The sequence below is a fragment of the Limosilactobacillus pontis DSM 8475 genome, from assembly GCF_001435345.1.
Taxonomy (GTDB): Bacteria; Bacillota; Bacilli; order Lactobacillales; family Lactobacillaceae; genus Limosilactobacillus; species Limosilactobacillus pontis.
Genome location: NZ_AZGO01000065.1, coordinates 137,807 through 154,871 on the forward strand (window position 1 = coordinate 137,807; position 17,065 = coordinate 154,871).

Below are 17,065 nucleotides of genomic sequence, written 5' to 3' on the forward strand. Positions count from 1 at the left end.
TCATTGCCCCGGACTCATTTAAGGGGAGTCTGACCGATAAGCACCGCCCTTGCCATGGCCACGGGAATTCGCCGGGTCTTTCCAAGGGCCGAATATACCCTAGTACCGATGGCCGATGGTGGTGAGGGGACCGTGGCGGCTCTAGTTGATGCGACCGGGGGACAGCTGGTTCAAGTACCGGTCCATGATCCCCTTGACCGGGTCGTCACGGCAAGCTATGGCCTGCTTGGCACCAGCAACACGGCGGTGATTGAGATGGCCGCCGCAAGCGGGATTCAGTTCGTCGATGCGCAGACTAGTAACCCGCTGTTGGCCTCGACTTACGGGACCGGCGAACTGATTAAGGATGCCGTTGCCCGCGGTGTGGACCGGATTATCATCGGCCTGGGCGGCAGTGCGACGGTTGATGGGGGTGCCGGAATGGCCCAGGCCCTGGGGGTCCACCTCCGGGATGAGGCGGGACAAGAACTCCCCCATGGCGGTGGGGCCCTCACGCACCTTACGCGGGTTGACATGAGTGAACTGGATCCGAGATTGCACCAGGTGGAGATCCTCCTAGCTGCCGATGTCACCAACCCCCTAACCGGGTCAGAGGGGGCTGCACGGGTCTTTGGACCGCAGAAGGGCGCCACCCCGGCGATGGTGACCATCTTAGAGCGGGGACTGGCCCACTTTGCCACGGTTGTGAAGCACGACTGTTGCCGTGACCCATCCCGAAAGCCAGGTGCTGGGGCCGCAGGGGGGCTCGGCTTCGGCCTGCTGGCTTTCACCCATGCCGAGGTGAAGCGGGGGATCGACCTGGTCCTCCAGTACACCGACTTTGCCCGGCAGGTCGTCGGGGCGGATTACGTCTTTACCGGTGAAGGCCAGGTTGACTTTCAGACCGAATTCGGCAAAACCCCGTTGGGCGTGTCCCGGGCTGCTCGTCAGGTAGTTCCTGGCGTTCCGGTGATTGCCTTGGCCGGGAGCTTGGGGTCGGGTATCGATGCATTGGATGACGACTTCACGGCCGTCTTTGCCGCACCCAGCGGCGCCAAGGACCTCCACCAGGCGATTGCCGACGCTCCCGCCGACGTGGCCCTGACGGCGGAAAATGTTGCTCGTTTGATTAAGCGGCTCAAATAGTACACAGGAAAAGGCTCACTGTCACGTGATTGGCAGTGAGCCTTTTTGCGCATCGTGGTTATTTCAAAATCTTCTTTAAGAACTCCTGTGCCCGGGGGCTGGTCGGATGGTCAAAGAAGTCGTCTGGCTGGCCAGTCTCCTGGATGTAGCCATCGGCCATGAACCAGATCTGATCGGCCACCTCCTTTGCAAAGCCCATCTCGTGAGTGACGACGACCATCGTCATCCCGGAGTCGGCCAGGTCCCGCATGACCTTCAGGACCTCTTCAACCATCTCGGGGTCCAGGGCTGAGGTTGGTTCATCGAAGAGCATTACCGCCGGATCCATCGCCAGGGCCCGGGCAATGGCAACCCGCTGCTTTTGCCCCCCGGAGAGCTGGTCAGGATACTGGTTGGCCTTGTTGGCTAGGCCCACCTTGGCCAGGAGCTTCATGGCGGTTTGCTTGGCATCTTCTGCGCTGGTCTTCTTGACCTTGATCGGGGCGATCATGATGTTCTTGAGAACGGTCATGCTTGGGAAAAGGTTGAAGCCCTGAAAGACCATCCCCATCTTCTGGCGAATCTGGTCGAGTTGCTTATCATCCAGGCCCACCAGGTTCTGGCCCTCAAAGAGCACCTGACCGCTGGACGGCTGTTCCAGGGCGTTGAGACAACGGAGAAAGGTGCTCTTCCCGGCTCCAGATGGTCCGATGACGCAGATCACCTGGCCCTGGTCGACGTGCTCGGTGATTTCCTTTAAGACCACATTATTCTTGAATTTTTTCTGCAGGTTTTTGACTTCAATCATCTTAGTGGGCATGTTTCATCTTCCTTTCAAAGTGTAACAGGATCCGGGAGAGGGTAAAGGTCAGTACGAAGTAGATCAGCATGGTGATGAAGAGCGGGAGAACACCCTTGTAGGTGGCAGATTGGACCAGCTGGGTCTGATACATCAGCTCGCTGACCCCGATGACGGAGACCAGGGAACTATCCTTCAAGAGGGTGATCAACTCGTTCCCCAGGGCCGGCCAGATGTTCTTCAGGGCCTGGGGCATGATGACCTCTTGGAAGGTCGTCTGCTTGCTCATGCCCAGGCTCCGTGCCGCCTCGGTCTGCCCAACCGGAATTGACTGAATCCCGGAACGGATGATTTCGGCAACATAGGCCCCCGAGTTGAGCGAGACGGCAATGATCCCGGCAACCAGGGCGGGCATCGACTGGATGACGGCCCCAATCCCAAAGTAGACGAACATGATCTGAACAATCATTGGGGTCCCCCGGAGGAATTCAATGTAGCAAACCGCTAATGAGTGGAGCAACTTGTTCTTGGACAACCGCATCAGGGCGAAGAGGGTACCGAGGATGAACCCACAGATGACGGAGACGATTGTGATGATCAGGGTGTATTCAACCCCCTTGGCGAAGTAACGCCAGTAGGAGAGGACCGTGTTCTGCTTCTTGTAGGACTTCATGTACTTGGAAGCCTGGGGGATCCATTGCTTGTTGATCAGGTCCTCGTCGTTGACTTGCTTGATCGTCTTGTTGGCCGCGGCTTCCAGGGACTTGTCACCCTTGGGGAAGGCCATGGCGATGTCACCGGCCGTTGACGGTAGCTTCGAGTTGAAGGTGACCAGGTTGGAGTTGTTGGCCGCATATGCCTTAGCGGTGGCCTCATCCATCAGGACGGCGTCGACCTTGTGGGATTGCAGGCCGATGACCAGGTTGGACAGCTTGGCCAGCCCCTTGTTCTTGACGCCTGGCATACTCTTGTCGATCATTGTCGACTGCAGGGTCCCGTTCTGGGCGCCGACGGTCTTACCTTTGAAGTCGGTAGCCTTCTTGAACCGGTCATGGTCGGCCTTATTGATCAGGAAGTAGCTATTTCCGGAGTAGTAGGTATTGGAAAAGTCAACACTCTTCTTACGCTCGTTGGTGACGTTCATTCCGGAGATGATCGTGTCAATCTTTCCGGTCTCAAGGGCGACGAGTAGGGAATCAAAGTCCATATTCTTGATCACCAGCTTGACACCCAGGTCCTTGGCAAACTGCTTGGCCAGATCGACCTCAAAGCCGACGTACTCGGTCTTGCCGTTTTTCTTAGTGGTGAACTCGTAGGGCGGGTAGTCGGCACTCATGCCGACCACCAGGGTGCCCTTTTGCTTAATCTTCTGTAGTGAATCATCCGTGGCTGCCTGATTGCTGCTTGATGAGCTGACGGCGCTGCTGGAACTGGATGATGAACTAGCATTGGTGGCCGCAAGGGCCGTGCTCGGTATCACCAGTGAGCAGCACAGGATGAATAGCATGAATAATTGCTTGAGATGTTTCATAGTGTTGACTCCTTATCTGAATTTGATGATTGCTAGCAATATACACCGCTTTACATACCTATGCAATGATTAACGCTAAAATAGCATAAATATTCATAAATGGTGAAAGGGGTTCCATCAGCGGTGACCCGGTAATCACGGCTGATTGATCAGGGACAAAGATTTATTTATTCAGGGAATTATACCGAGAAGTGAAAACTGATAATTGGGTATAGATGGAAGAAAAAAGATCTTCCGTAAAATAAGTTGAGATTTGTTGAAAGAATTATTGACATGAAAGCCTTGATTAGGTACAATACTTTTTGTAGTGAAAAGGCGAATTTTCGTAGCCTTGTTACGTAACTTTAAGCTCGGAGGGAGGGAATCAACATGTCAAAAACAGTCGTTCGTAAGAATGAATCTTTAGACGACGCTCTTCGACGCTTTAAACGTTCAGTTTCACGTAACGGAACTCTGCAAGAATACCGCAAGCGTGCATTCTACGAAAAGCCTAGTGTACGACGGAAGTTGAAATCTGAAGCGGCACGGAAGCGCAAGAACAAGCGTGGTCGTCGTTACTAAAAATGTTTGCTCCTACCTTTTGCGGTGGGGGCTTTTTTTGAACGGAGGAGAAGACAATGAGTTTACTAAAGCAATTACAGACTGACATGATCACCGCGATGAAGAACCGGGACAAGGATACCCTGGCCGTCGTTCGGATGCTGAAGGCGTCGGTGCAAAACGCCCAGATTGAGGCGGGCCATGACCTGAGTGCCGACGAAGAGGTGGCTGTAATGTCACGGGAATACAAGCAGCGTAAGGAATCATTGGAGGAGTTCAAGAAGGCTGGTCGGCAGGACCTGGTCGACAAGACCAACACCGAGATGAAGGTTGTCGAAAAGTACATGCCAAAGCAACTCTCCGCTGACGACGTCAAGAAGATCGTCAGCGAGACGGTCCAGCAGGTCGGTGCGGCTAGCATGAAGGACTTCGGCAAGGTCATGGGGGCTGTGATGCCGAAGGTTAAGGGGCAGGCCGATGGAAAGCTGGTCAACCAGACCGTCAAGGAGACCCTGAGTAATCTCTAATATCATTTTTAACGAACGAACCGGTTCCACCACGGAGGGGTCGGTTCTTTTTATTGGCCACATATTAGCCTAGATTTAACAAATAAATTAATATTATATTAATGGGAGCTGACTTATCCTCTGGACCACCTTCCCGATTGATCGGGAGTTGAGTACTGAGTTACTGGGTTTTGACCACCCCTACGCCAACTCCTTAGATGCCGTCTCGGACCGGGACTTTGCCCTCGAATTTTTGAGTAACGCCAGCATCCTGATGGTCCACCTTTCCCGACTGTGTGAGGAACTGATCTACTGGTGCAGCTATGAGTTTGGCTACGTTGAGCTGGCCGACCAGTATGCGACGGGGAGTTCGATCATGCCCCAGAAGAAGAATCCCGACATGGCAGAGTTGATTCGGGGCAAGACTGGGCGAATCTTTGGCGACTTAACGGGCCTGCTGACGGTGATGAAGGGTTTGCCACTGGCCTACAACAAGGACATGCAGGAGGATAAGGAGGGGGTCTTTGATGCGGTCAAGACGATTATCCCGAGCCTGCAGGTGATGACCGGGATGATCAAGACCCTCCGCATCAACCGGAATCGGATGGAAGAGGCTACCCACCATGACTTCTCCAACGCCACCGAGCTGGCCGACTACCTGGCCACCAAAGGGATTCCCTTCCGGCAGGCGCACGAGATTGTCGGTGAACTGGTACTCAAGGGCCTAAAGACCGGGACCAACCTGGCCGACATTCCACTAGCCCAGTACCAGGAGATCAACCCACGGATCACTGCCGACGTTTATAAGATCCTCAAGCCCGATACGGCGGTGGCCCGGCGGCACTCGCTGGGTGGAACGGGCTTTGACCAGGTCAAGCAGCAGATCGCGGCGGCCAGAGAAGTGATTGATCAGAATCAGCAGGAGTAAAGAAGGCTGGATGCACGTCGTCCGGCTTTTTTTGTGGGCTGTGATATAATCAATTGAAGATTAACTACTAGAAGGAGCTTACTTAATTGGTAGAAAAAAACGACGAGATTGAACAGACATTTCAGATCGAAAGTCCCGAGATTGAGGTCGGCATCCTCGGTCCCCAGGATAAGTTTGTCAGCCTGATCGAGCAGGGGATGGACGTTACCATCAACCCCTTTGGCGACAATCTGAAGGTGAAGGGACGTACGGAGGACGTCAAGATGGCGGTGGATGTCTTCCACGCCCTGATCAACCTCCTGAACCAGGGGATCCGGATCCATAGCACCGACATCGTCAGCGCAATGAAGATGGCGCACCGGGGGACCCTAGAGTACTTCGCAGACCTCTACAGCGAGACCATCATCAAGGATCGCCGTGGTCGGGCCATCCGGGTGAAGAACTTCGGTCAGCGCCAGTACGTCAACGCCATGAAGCATAATGACATCACCTTTGGGATCGGCCCCGCTGGTACGGGGAAGACCTACCTGGCCGTGGCCATGGCGGTGGCGGCCCTGAAACGGGGGGAGGTTGAGCGAATCATCATCACCCGACCCGCCGTTGAGGCCGGAGAGAGCCTTGGCTTTTTGCCCGGTGACCTCCAGGAGAAAGTCGACCCCTACCTGCGGCCAATCTATGACGCCCTAAATGATATCTTTGGTCCCGACCACACCCAACGGCTGATGGAGCGGGGCGTAATTGAGATCGCTCCTTTGGCATACATGCGGGGGCGGACCCTGGATGGGGCCTTCATTATTCTCGACGAGGCCCAGAACACGACCAATGCCCAGATGAAGATGTTTTTGACCCGGTTTGGCTTTGGCTCCAAGATGGTGGTCAACGGGGATGTCTCCCAGATCGACCTGAAGCATGGGGTTCGCAGCGGCCTGGTCAGTGCCCAGCGGATCCTCCAAGGTGTCCGGTCGATCAAATTCGTGACCTTCAGTGCCGAGGACGTGGTCCGGCACCCGGTCGTTGCCCGGATCATCACCGCCTACGAGGAAGCGGTAACGAAGAAGAAAGCAAAGGAGGAACAGACGGATGGACCTGACAATTTACGATCAGACAAGTAGCGGCATCAGCCAGGACCAACATGACCTGGTTGAGCGGGTCCTGCAGTTTGCTGCCCAGAAGCTCAAGTTGGCCGACGCGACTGAGATGTCGGTGACGTTGATGAATAACCCGGCAATCAAGAAGATCAATGCCCAGTACCGGGGGGTTGACCGGGCCACCGACGTCCTCAGCTTTGCGGCAGAGGAGAGCGGCGCAGAGTCACCAATCATCATGGATCCCGAATTGGCGGCCGAACTACCGACCAACCTGGGGGACCTCTTCATCTCGGTGGATAAGGTGGCTGAGCAGGCCAAATTCCTCGGTCATTCGCCGGAACGGGAGCTGGGCTTTTTGCTGGTCCATGGTTTCCTCCACCTGAACGGCTACGACCATGAGCAGCCAGCGGATGAAAAGAAGATGTTTGCGCTGCAACGGGAGATTCTCGATGAATATGGGCTCAAACGATAAGCACCAGGTGACCAAGAACCACCACCTCTTTCAGGCGATGGGCCATGCCTTCGACGGGATTGTGGCAATGCTCAGGGAGGAGCGCAACATGCGTTTCCACGTCTTGGCAGCCATGCTGGCGGTCGTCATCGGCTGGTACCTGAAGATTAGTACCGAAGACTGGCTTTGGATCCTGCTGGTGGTCTTCTTGGTCTTTGCGGCTGAATTCTTAAACACGGTCACGGAGGCGGTCACTGACCTCCTTTCCAACCACCATTACGACATCAACGTCAAGAAGGCTAAGGACGTGGCGGCTGGCGGGGTCCTTTTGGCGGCCCTCTTTGCGGTGGCTGTGGGTCTGATCATCTTCGTACCACGCTTTTACGCATTAGTCACTTTTACGCATTAGTCATTAGATAGGAAGTAAGAAAGAATATGGATAATCCAGAATACAAGTCCGGCTTTGTCGCCCTGATTGGCCGGCCCAACGTCGGTAAGTCGACGCTGTTGAACTACATCGTGGGTCAGAAGGTGGCCATCATGAGTAACGTGGCTCAGACTACCCGAAACAAGATTCAGGGGATCTACACCAGTCCCGAAGCCCAGATCATCTTCATCGATACGCCGGGGGTCCACAAGCCGGCCACCAAGCTGGGCGACTTCATGGAACGGTCAACGATGTCGGCACTCGACGAGGTTGACGCCGTCCTCTTCGTGGTCAGCGCCACGGAGAAACGGGGGGCCGGGGATGACTTCATCATCGACCGCCTCAAGCAGGTCAAGCAACCGATCTACCTGGTAGTCAACAAGATCGACCAGGTCAGCCCCAACGACCTGCCGGACATCGTGGCCCAGTACCAGGACGCCCTGCCGTTTGCGGCGGTCGTGCCGATCTCGGCTTTACAGGGGAACAACGTTAACGACCTCCTGAACAAGATCATTGCCGGTCTGCCCCACGGGCCCCAATACTACCCGGCCGACCAAATCAGTGACCACCCCGAACGATTCGTGGTTGCCGAGATGATCCGGGAAAAGATCTTCATGCTGACCAGGGAGGAGGTCCCGCATTCGGTCGCGGTCGACGTCACCTCGATCAAGCGTGAGGACGAGGAGCACATCCACATCTCGGCCAACATCATCGTGGAGCGGCCTGGCCAGAAGGGAATAATCATCGGTAAGAAGGGGCAGATGCTCAAGAAGATCGGGACGATGGCCCGCCAAGACATTGAGCGCCTGCTCGGCGACCGGGTCTTTCTCCAACTATGGGTCAAGGTGGTTCCCGGCTGGCGTGACAAGTCTGCCATGCTGAAAGACTACGGCTACCGAAACAAGGATTACTAAGACGAGGAGGACTGGGTCGTGGCTAGAGAAGTGACCGACTTCAACGGGATCATCATCTACCGGCAGGACTACCGGGAGCGCGACCTCCTAGTGAAGATGCTGACTGATAAGATCGGCCCGGCGATGTTTTTTGTCAAGGGGGCCAAGAAGCGGGGCTTTCGCCTGGCCGCTGACATCCTGCCCTTCACCCACGGCAGCTACATTGGCTCGCTGGCCGATGACGGGTTGAGCTTCATCAACGTCGCCAGCGAGACCCACCAGTACCGTAATATCATTGCTGACATCAGCAAGAATGCCTATGCCACCTATATTCTCTCTTTGGTTGACCACGCCTTTCCTGATGGCCGGAGCATCGGCGGGTGTTTTAACCAGGTGGCGGCGGCCCTAGAGCGAATCGACCAGGGAGTCGACGAGCAGGTAATCGCCAACGTGATTGAGATCCAGCTGCTGACGATGTTCGGGGTGGCCCCTAACTGGGACCGGTGCGTGGTCTGCGGCCAGGATCAGGGCCCCCTTGACTTTTCCGAGGAGTCCGGGGGGATGCTGTGTAGTCGGCACTGGTACCTGGACCCGCGCCGACTACACCTCGACCGGCGAACCGTCTACTTTCTCCAGCGCATGGCCCACGCCAACCTCCAGCAAGTGCGCAAGATTAGTATCAACCCGGTGACCAAGCGCCGTATCCAGGCAGTCCTCGACACCATCTACAACGACCAGGTGGGCCTGAAGCTGAAGAGCAAGCATTTTATCGACGAGATGCACCGTTGGGAACAAAAGATGGGGAATTTGTCGACAAATGATTGACTTTCAAAAGGACATTATCTATTATTAGGTACGTATTTAAGAAACACCTCAATTGAATACGTGCAGCCACGACGGAGAATGATGATGGCCAGTACCATGACAGCGAATGGGGGAGAGTGAAAGCCCTAGCATGGTCGGCCATCACGGGCCCTCCACCAGCTGGATAAACTAAGCTGTTTTGCAGGAATTGCAAAAAAGCAGGGTGGAACCGCGAATCAATCTCGTCCCTGCAGTTACTATCAGGTAGTAGCTGCAGGGGCTTTTTACTTAGAGAAGGGAAGAATGACGATGACAACGAAGAAGCTAAGTGTCCAAGACATCATCTTTACACTTGAACAGTACTGGGCCAAGCAGGGCTGCATGTTGATGCAGGCCTACGATACCGAAAAGGGGGCCGGGACGATGAGCCCCTACACCTTCCTGCGCGCCATTGGGCCGGAACCGTGGAACGCAGCCTATGTTGAACCATCCCGGCGGCCAGCGGATGGTCGTTACGGGGAGAACCCCAACCGGCTCTACCAGCACCACCAGTTCCAGGTGATCATGAAGCCATCACCGGACAACATCCAGGACCTCTACCTGGGGAGTTTGCGTGAGCTCGGCATCGAGCCCCTGGAGCATGACATCCGCTTCGTTGAAGATAACTGGGAGAACCCATCGATGGGTTGTGCCGGTGTTGGTTGGGAGATCTGGCTCGACGGGATGGAGGTCACCCAGTTCACTTACTTCCAGGTTGTCGGTGAGCTGCCGATGAACCCGGTGGCCTCCGAGGTTACCTACGGGCTGGAGCGACTGGCTGAATACATCCAGAACGTTGATTCCGTTTACGACCTTGAATGGGCCGACGGGGTCCTCTACGGTGATATCTTCAAGGAACCGGAATACGAGCACTCCAAGTACGCCTTTGAGGAGAGCAACCAGGAGATGCTCCTGCAGGCCTTCAACGACTATGAGGCCGAGGCCAAGCGCCTGATCAAGCTCGGCCTAGTTCACCCGGCCTATGACTACGTTCTGAAGTGCAGCCACACCTTCAACCTGCTCGATGCCCGGGGTGCTGTCTCCGTGACCGAGCGGGCCGGCTACCTGCACCGGATTCGGATCATGGCCAAGTCGATTGCCAAGGCCTTCGTCGAGGAACGGCGCAAGCGGGGCTTCCCACTGATCCATGACGACAAGCTGCGTCAAAAGACCCTTGATGAATACACCAAGAAGGCCGAGCAAGAGAAGCAGCGGGCAGCAAAGAAGGCTGCTAAAAAGGCAAAGCAAGCACAGAAGGGGGACAAGTAAACATGGCTAATTCATACTTATTAGAGGTCGGCGTCGAGGAAATGCCTGCTCACGTGGTCACGCCAAGCATCAAGCAGCTCCATCAGCGGGTGGCCGACTACCTAAAGAAAGAGCGAATCTCATTTGACAATATCAAGGAATACGCCACCCCACGGCGGATGGCCCTCCTGATCTCCGGCCTGGCCGACAAGCAGCCTGACATTGACGAGTCCGTCAAGGGCCCGGCCAAGAAGATTGCCCAGGACGCCGACGGTAACTGGACCAAGGCGGCGATCGGCTTCACCCGGGGACAGGGCGCCACGGTCGACGATATCGAGTTTAAGGACGTCAAGGGCGTCGAATACGTCTTCGTCGAGAAGCATATCGCTGGAAAGCCAGTCGCTGAGGTTCTTCAGGGCCTGCCGGACGTCATCACGGCGATGAACTTCCCAACCCTGATGAAGTGGGGTTATAACAACCTTCAGTTCATCCGGCCAATCCGTTGGCTGGTCTCCCTGCTCAATGACCAGGTCGTACCGTTTAAGATCCTCGACGTTGAGGCGGGGCGGACGACCAAGGGCCACCGTTTCCTGGGTCATGATGTTGAGCTCAAGCAGGCCACCGACTACGAGGATGCCCTCCATGACCAGTTTGTGATTGCCGACCAGGCAAAGCGTAAGCAAGTGATCACTGACCAGATTGACGCCATCGTCAAGGAACACGACTGGGTTATCGACAAGGATGCCGACCTCCTGGAAGAGGTCAACAACCTGGTTGAATGGCCGACCGCCTTTGCGGGCTCCTTTGACCCCAAGTACTTGGTCCTTCCCGACGAGGTCTTGATCACCTCAATGAAGGATAACCAACGCTTCTTCTACCTTCGTGACCATGACGGCAAGCTTCTGCCGCACTTCATCGCTGTCCGTAACGGGAACGATGAGTACCTGGATAACGTGATCAAGGGGAACGAGCGGGTGCTGGTTCCGCGGCTGGAAGATGCCAAGTTCTTCTATGAGGAAGACCAGAAGATCACCATCGATCAGTACGTCGGCCGGCTCAAGCGGGTCAGCTTCCACGACAAGATCAGCTCGATGTATGATAAGATGCAGCGGGTGGCCGTCATCGCCCGCCTGCTCGGGGAACGCCTTGGCCTCAGCGATGACGAACTGGCCGATCTCGACCGGGCCGCCCACATCTACAAGTTCGACCTGACCACCCAGATGGTCGGCGAGTTTGCTGAACTGCAGGGGATCATGGGTGAGATCTACGCCAAGATCTTCGGCGAGAAGGACGATGTCGCCACCGCCATCCGCGAGCACTACATGCCAATCTCTGCCGAGGGTGAACTCCCGCAGACCAAGATTGGCGCCATCCTGGCCGTCGCCGACAAGCTTGACAGCATCATGAGTTTCTTTGCCGTCGGTATGATTCCGTCCGGCTCCAACGACCCGTATGCCTTGCGTCGTCAGGCCTTTGGGATTGTCCGGATCATCAATGATCGCAACTGGCACCTGCCGCTGATGGGGATGCAGGATGCGGTCATCGGCGCCTTTGGACAGGCCGGTCTGCAGATTGACTTTGACTTGACCGCCAACCAGGACCAGGTGCGGGCCTTCTTCCTCGACCGGCTCAAGCAGCTCTTTGCCGGTGAGAAGCTGCGTCACGACATTGTCGACGCGGTTACTGATACCCAGGGAGTCGACATCGCCAACGTGATTGAGGCGGCCCAGGCCATTGACAGTCACAAGGACGATGACAACTTCAAGGAGGCGGTTGAGGCCCTGACCCGGGTTCTGCGGATTGCCAAGAAGGGTAAGTTCGGTGATGCAATGCCGGGCGTCAACCCGGACCTCTTTGTCAACCCATCTGAACAGCAGCTCTACGACGCCGTCAACGCGGTTAAGGAGCAGTTTGCTGACCGGACCGTGGCCGAAAACTTCACCGCCCTGCGTGGCCTGGCACCCGTGATCAGCACCTACTTCGATGAGAACATGATCATGGACAAGGATGCGGCCGTTCGCCAGAACCGGCTCGCCCAGCTGACCATCCTGGCCCGGCTGGCGGCCGTGGTGGGGAACCTCAACGACCTGATCGTCAAGTAATGAGGGCTTTTATTTGAAATTCTCGCAATTTGTGGTATCTTATATACTAAGTGAATTATGGTTAAATGATTGATTGGAGGGTCGCATTCCGTTGGGTTGCGGCCTTTCGTTACTGTTCGCGAACCTAATCAAGTGGGGTGATTCAATGGCCAGAATACCACGTGAGATAATCGATCAAGTTCGTAATTCAGTTGATATTAGCGACGTCATTGGACAATACGTCCAGCTCAAGCGGGCCGGTAAGAACTTCACCGGCCTGTGTCCCTTCCATGAGGAGCAGACCCCGTCCTTTTCCGTCAATGCCGAGAAGCAGTTCTACCACTGCTTTGGTTGTGGGCGGAGCGGGAACGTCTTTCAGTTCCTAATGGACTACAAGCACATCAGCTTTGTTGAGGCCGTTCAGGAGGTTGCCAAGCTGGGGGGCACCACGCTGCCGAGCAGCTACACGGCTGATTCCACTCCCCAGCAGACCAGCCCGGTTGACCGGGAACAGGGTCAGCTTCTGGACCTCCATGACAAGGCGGCCCAGCTGTACCACCACATCCTGCTCAACACCCCTGCTGGGGAGCCGGCCCGGCGCTACCTGCAGAAACGTGGAATGTCGCGTGACCTGATTGAAAAATTTGGGATCGGTTTTGCTCCCGTCCAGCGGATCTTGGCCCCGTACTGTGCCCAGCAAAAACTTGATTACCAGCTGATGCGCAAGTCCGGGCTCTTCACCGAGGATCGCGACGGCAAGCTGCAGGACCGGTTTGTCGAGCGGGTGATGTTCCCGATCAGAAACGCTCAGGGAAAGGTGATCGCCTTCTCCGGGCGGCTGCTTAACACCGCCCAGACAGACCTGCCTAAGTACCTTAACAGTCCGGAGACCCCGATCTTCAACAAACGGCGGACCCTCTTCAACCTGGACTTGGCAAAGAAGGCCGCCCGGGATGATGGGCGTCTCTACCTGTTTGAGGGGTTCATGGATGTGATCTCGGCCTTTGGTGCCGGTGTCGAGAACGGGATTGCCTCGATGGGGACCTCCTTCACGTCGGAGCAGGTCCAGATCATCAACCGGACGACCAAGCAGCTCGATATCTGCTATGACGGTGATTCGGCCGGGCAAAACGCAATCGACCGGGCAATCAGCCTGGTCCAGGACCACCAGAACGGCCGCCTGAACGTGCAGGTCGTTCAGTTGCCGGCGGGGGTCGACCCAGACGAGTACGTTCAGCAGAACGGGGCCGCTAAGTTCCGTGAATACGTGCATGACCAGGAGGAGACAACGACCGATTTCTACCTTCGTTTTCTGCGCAACGGCCGCAACCTGAATAACCAGCAGGAACTGATGGCCTACCTGGATGCGGTCCTCAAGGAAATTGCCCGCCTGGATACCCCCCTGGCCCAGGACATGTACCTGAGCAAGCTGGCCGACGAGTTTAAGCTGGACAAGGCCGCCCTGCAGGGGCAACTGCGTCAGTTCCAAGGTGAATTACACCTGCAGCCAACCCAGCCAGCGCAGTCCTATCAGGAGCAGGCGGCAATTGCGTATGCACCACCGGCCCAACCGACCACGGTTAAGATCGACCGCACCGAGCTGGCCGAGCAGATCCTGCTCCGGTACATGCTCCATGACCCCAACGTCTGGAGCCATGTCCGGGCCCAGGATCACTTTCACTTCATCCACGAGAAATACGAATCCCTGTACATGGTTGCCAGCAGTTATTTCTCGGAGTACGGTGATTACACAACGGCCCGCTTCCTTGATTATCTGGCGGCTTACCCTGACTTGCGGACGACGCTCAGTCAGGTCGAACAGCTGACGGTAAACCCGGATGTGGACATGCAGGTGATCGACGACTGCCTACGCACCCTGACCCAGCAGACTCCCCTGCAGGATCAGATCGAGCAGGTCCGCGCCCAGCTCAAGGAGGCCAGTACCCTGAATAATACCGAGCTGGCCACCCAGCTGACGGTTAACCTGATTAAACTACTAAAGAAGCAACAACAGTATAAAGCGGAGGAGACTAAATAGTATGGCAAAGAGTAAGAAGAAAGACCTTGTTATCTCAAATAGTGACAGCTTTGATCAGCATGAATACGACACTGCCGTTGGTAAACTGATTCGCCATTACAAGAAGCAAAAGGAAGTCAAGTACGACGAGCTGACCGAACAGATTGCCAAGCTCTTTGAACTGAACGCTAACGGGATCGACAACCTCTTGCAAAACGTCGAGGACGCTGGGATTAGTGTTGTTGACAATAACGGGGACCCTGACCCGCGGGCATTGAAGGCGACGGAGAAGCTGTCCCAGAGTGCGATGAAGGATACTTCAGCACCAACCGGCGTGAAGATCAACGACCCGGTTCGGATGTACCTAAAGGAGATCGGTCGGGTCAAACTACTGACGGCCGACGAGGAGGTTCAATTGGCCCTGCGGATCGAGCAGGGTGATGATGAGGCCAAGCAGGAGCTGGCCGAGGCGAACCTGCGGCTGGTGGTTTCGATTGCCAAGCGCTACGTCGGCCGGGGGATGCAGTTCTTGGACCTGATCCAGGAGGGAAACATGGGCCTGATGAAGGCGGTCGAGAAGTTCGACTACCGGCGGGGTTTCAAGTTTTCCACCTACGCTACCTGGTGGATCCGGCAGGCCATCACCCGGGCGATTGCTGACCAAGCCCGGACGATTCGGATTCCAGTCCATATGGTGGAAACGATCAACAAGCTGATCCGGATCCAGCGGCAGCTGCTCCAGGACCTCGGGCGAGAACCATTGCCTGAAGAGATCGGGGCCGAGATGGACATGCCAACGGAGAAGGTCCGTAACATCCTGAAGATTGCCCAGGAGCCGGTCTCCCTGGAAACCCCAATCGGTGAGGAGGATGACTCCCACCTGGGTGATTTCATCGAGGACCAGGATGCCACCAGCCCGGCTGACCACGCGGCTTACGAGATGATGAAGAAGCAACTGGAGAACGTCCTGGATACGTTGACCGACCGGGAAGAGAACGTCTTGCGCCTGCGGTTTGGCCTGGATGACGGCCGGACCCGGACCCTGGAAGAGGTCGGCAAGGTCTTCGGCGTAACCCGGGAACGGATCCGGCAGATTGAGGCCAAGGCCCTGCGGAAGCTGCGCCACCCATCCCGCTCCAAGCAGTTGAAGGATTTCCTGGAGTAAACGGGTTCTTATTAATTAAATACGGAAAAATGACGGATTGTGACCAATTTGGTGGCAATCCGTTTTTCCAATTATGGATCTTGAACATTAAAATAAAGTTAAAAAGAAATTAAAATAAGCTTGACCGCGCCGTGTTTTGACAATAAACTTAATATAATTTAACGATTAGAGAGGAAATGACGCTATGCCTGAATTAGCACACGATTTGTTAGGGACGATTAACCACCGGCTCGATGCCCAGAAGCCATCTGGGATCCGGGCCTTTGACCAGGAAGTTTCCAAGGTGCCAGGAATCATCAAGCTGACCCTGGGCGAACCGGACATGAATACGCCGGAACACGTCAAGCAGGCGGCCATCAAGAGCATCCAGGAAAACGATTCCCACTACGCTCCCCAGGCGGGAAAGCCAGAACTGCTGGCGGCGATCAGCAAGTACATCAAGGATACCCGGGGTGTCGACTATGACCCAAGTCAGGAAGTCGTGGTTACCGTTGGGGCAACCGAGGCTGTCGTGGCGGCCCTCTTTTCCCTGCTGAACACCGGTGATAAGGTGATCATTCCCACCCCAGTCTTCTCCCTGTACTTCCCACTGGTTGCCATGACCGGGGCCACTGCAGTTCAGGTTGATACCTCCGCAGATGGCTTCGTCCTGACGCCAGAACGCTTGGAAGAGGTTATCCAGCGCGAGGGCAAGGGGGTCAAGGCGGTCATGCTCAACTACCCATCCAACCCGACCGGCCGCGAATACCCGCAAGATATTCTGGCGGGCCTGGCCAAGGTCATCGCCAAGCACCACCTGTACGCGATTGCCGATGAGATCTACAGCGACCTGGTCTACGGGGTCAAGCACTATTCGATTGCCACAATGATCCCTGAACGGACCCTGTTCATCTCCGGCCTGTCCAAGTCCCATGCCATGACCGGTTACCGGCTGGGATATGTTGCTGGTCCCGCTCAGATCATGGCCAGCATCCGTAAGATGCACGCCTACCTGGTCACAACGGTCACCGATAACGTTCAGGCCGCTGCCGTTGAGGCTTTAAACAACGGTCGTCAGGATCCAGTTGACTTTCGTGAGACCTACGAACACCGCCGGGACCTGGTTGCTGAGGGTCTCCGCAATCTTGGCTTTGAGATGTCGACGCCGCAGGGGGCCTTCTACATCTTTGCTAAGATCCCGGATCAGTTCGGCAAGGACGATGTCACCTTCGCTAAGCGTCTGGCCACGGAGGCCCGGGTCGGCGTCACCCCGGGGAGTGCCTTTGGGGCCGGTGGTGAAGGTTACGTCCGTCTCTCTTACGCCTCATCCGATGAGGACCTCACGGAGGCCCTGCGCCGGATCGGTGAATTTGTCAAGAAACTGAATTAAAATTGTCTGAAAAGTACCTGCTGGTCTCATGCCTGCGGGCACTTTTTGTTATACTAGTGTTAAAATGACAATAAA

General features: G+C 55.8%; 14 protein-coding genes and 2 pseudogenes. 14 read left to right on the forward strand and 2 right to left on the reverse strand.

Translation table 11 applies throughout. The annotated features are described in order from the left end of the window. Positions 1 to 2: 2 nt before the first annotated feature. Positions 3 to 1,125, forward strand: a pseudogene (locus FD34_RS07595) (glycerate kinase family protein). A gap of 58 nt (positions 1,126 to 1,183) precedes the next feature. Here the strand turns inward: FD34_RS07595 and FD34_RS07600 are convergent. Further along, the gene (locus FD34_RS07600; RefSeq protein ID WP_057808230.1) at positions 1,184 to 1,924 is read right to left on the reverse strand and encodes an amino acid ABC transporter ATP-binding protein; all 741 of its coding nucleotides are present in this window, start codon (positions 1,922 to 1,924) and stop codon (positions 1,184 to 1,186) included. Continuing rightward, positions 1,914 to 3,434 carry an ABC transporter substrate-binding protein/permease gene (locus FD34_RS07605; protein WP_057808231.1) on the reverse strand — a complete coding sequence of 507 codons (1,521 nt, stop codon included), beginning with the start codon at positions 3,432 to 3,434 and terminating at the stop codon, positions 1,914 to 1,916. Before FD34_RS07605 ends, FD34_RS07600 begins: the two co-directional genes overlap by 11 nt. Before the next feature lie 369 nt (positions 3,435 to 3,803). Here FD34_RS07605 and rpsU point away from each other — a divergent pair, with 369 nt between their 5' ends. The 13 genes and pseudogenes from rpsU (at position 3,804) to FD34_RS07665 (ending at position 16,990) form a co-directional block, all read left to right on the forward strand. After that, positions 3,804 to 3,995 carry a 30S ribosomal protein S21 gene (rpsU, locus tag FD34_RS08505; protein WP_083479933.1) on the forward strand — a complete coding sequence of 64 codons (192 nt, stop codon included), beginning with the start codon at positions 3,804 to 3,806 and terminating at the stop codon, positions 3,993 to 3,995. 56 nt (positions 3,996 to 4,051) lie between these two features. Beyond that, positions 4,052 to 4,501, forward strand: coding sequence for a GatB/YqeY domain-containing protein (locus FD34_RS07610; protein WP_057808232.1), 450 nt, complete (start codon positions 4,052 to 4,054; stop codon positions 4,499 to 4,501). Positions 4,502 to 4,625: 124 nt separating this feature from the next. After that, positions 4,626 to 5,408 (forward strand): annotated as a pseudogene (gene argH / locus FD34_RS07615) (argininosuccinate lyase); the annotation flags it as partial. 86 nt (positions 5,409 to 5,494) lie between these two features. After that, positions 5,495 to 6,520, forward strand: a complete 1,026-nt coding sequence (locus FD34_RS07620) for a PhoH family protein (RefSeq protein ID WP_057808233.1) — start codon at positions 5,495 to 5,497, stop codon at positions 6,518 to 6,520. Further along, on the forward strand, positions 6,489 to 6,968 hold the full coding sequence (gene ybeY / locus FD34_RS07625) for an rRNA maturation RNase YbeY (RefSeq protein ID WP_057808234.1): 480 nt from the start codon (positions 6,489 to 6,491) through the stop codon (positions 6,966 to 6,968). Before FD34_RS07620 ends, ybeY begins: the two co-directional genes overlap by 32 nt. Beyond that, on the forward strand, positions 6,952 to 7,356 hold the full coding sequence (locus FD34_RS07630) for a diacylglycerol kinase family protein (RefSeq protein WP_057808235.1): 405 nt from the start codon (positions 6,952 to 6,954) through the stop codon (positions 7,354 to 7,356). Before ybeY ends, FD34_RS07630 begins: the two co-directional genes overlap by 17 nt. Before the next feature lie 26 nt (positions 7,357 to 7,382). Then, a complete protein-coding gene (era, locus tag FD34_RS07635) occupies positions 7,383 to 8,288 on the forward strand; it encodes a GTPase Era (protein ID WP_057808236.1) in 906 nt (301 codons plus the stop codon). A gap of 18 nt (positions 8,289 to 8,306) precedes the next feature. After that, entirely contained in the window at positions 8,307 to 9,092 is a 786-nt protein-coding gene (gene recO / locus FD34_RS07640) for a DNA repair protein RecO (protein WP_057808237.1), read from the forward strand. Between the two features lie 288 nt (positions 9,093 to 9,380). Then, positions 9,381 to 10,379 carry a glycine--tRNA ligase subunit alpha gene (gene glyQ, locus FD34_RS07645; RefSeq protein ID WP_057808342.1) on the forward strand — a complete coding sequence of 333 codons (999 nt, stop codon included), beginning with the start codon at positions 9,381 to 9,383 and terminating at the stop codon, positions 10,377 to 10,379. Between the two features lie 2 nt (positions 10,380 to 10,381). After that, entirely contained in the window at positions 10,382 to 12,460 is a 2,079-nt protein-coding gene (glyS, locus tag FD34_RS07650; protein ID WP_057808238.1) for a glycine--tRNA ligase subunit beta, read from the forward strand. Positions 12,461 to 12,605: 145 nt separating this feature from the next. Continuing rightward, positions 12,606 to 14,477, forward strand: a complete 1,872-nt coding sequence (gene dnaG / locus FD34_RS07655; RefSeq protein ID WP_057808343.1) for a DNA primase — start codon at positions 12,606 to 12,608, stop codon at positions 14,475 to 14,477. A gap of 1 nt (position 14,478) precedes the next feature. Further along, complete coding sequence (rpoD, locus tag FD34_RS07660; protein ID WP_057808239.1) at positions 14,479 to 15,621, forward strand: RNA polymerase sigma factor RpoD; 1,143 nt, start codon at positions 14,479 to 14,481, stop codon at positions 15,619 to 15,621. A gap of 184 nt (positions 15,622 to 15,805) precedes the next feature. Continuing rightward, entirely contained in the window at positions 15,806 to 16,990 is a 1,185-nt protein-coding gene (locus FD34_RS07665) for an aminotransferase class I/II-fold pyridoxal phosphate-dependent enzyme (RefSeq protein ID WP_057808240.1), read from the forward strand. The last annotated feature ends 75 nt before the right edge of the window (positions 16,991 to 17,065 follow it).

Excerpts from the sequence above, each read along its gene's own strand:
- FD34_RS07600 (WP_057808230.1), bottom strand. The coding sequence starts at position 1,924 with ATGCCCACTAAGATGATTGAAGTCAAAAACCTGCAGAAAAAATTCAAG.
- FD34_RS07605 (WP_057808231.1), bottom strand. The coding sequence starts at position 3,434 with ATGAAACATCTCAAGCAATTATTCATGCTATTCATCCTGTGCTGCTCA.
- rpsU (WP_083479933.1), top strand. The coding sequence starts at position 3,804 with ATGTCAAAAACAGTCGTTCGTAAGAATGAATCTTTAGACGACGCTCTT.
- FD34_RS07610 (WP_057808232.1), top strand. The coding sequence starts at position 4,052 with ATGAGTTTACTAAAGCAATTACAGACTGACATGATCACCGCGATGAAG.
- ybeY (WP_057808234.1), top strand. The coding sequence starts at position 6,489 with ATGGACCTGACAATTTACGATCAGACAAGTAGCGGCATCAGCCAGGAC.
- FD34_RS07630 (WP_057808235.1), top strand. The coding sequence starts at position 6,952 with ATGGGCTCAAACGATAAGCACCAGGTGACCAAGAACCACCACCTCTTT.
- era (WP_057808236.1), top strand. The coding sequence starts at position 7,383 with ATGGATAATCCAGAATACAAGTCCGGCTTTGTCGCCCTGATTGGCCGG.
- glyQ (WP_057808342.1), top strand. The coding sequence starts at position 9,381 with ATGACAACGAAGAAGCTAAGTGTCCAAGACATCATCTTTACACTTGAA.
- glyS (WP_057808238.1), top strand. The coding sequence starts at position 10,382 with ATGGCTAATTCATACTTATTAGAGGTCGGCGTCGAGGAAATGCCTGCT.
- dnaG (WP_057808343.1), top strand. The coding sequence starts at position 12,606 with ATGGCCAGAATACCACGTGAGATAATCGATCAAGTTCGTAATTCAGTT.
- rpoD (WP_057808239.1), top strand. The coding sequence starts at position 14,479 with ATGGCAAAGAGTAAGAAGAAAGACCTTGTTATCTCAAATAGTGACAGC.
- FD34_RS07665 (WP_057808240.1), top strand. The coding sequence starts at position 15,806 with ATGCCTGAATTAGCACACGATTTGTTAGGGACGATTAACCACCGGCTC.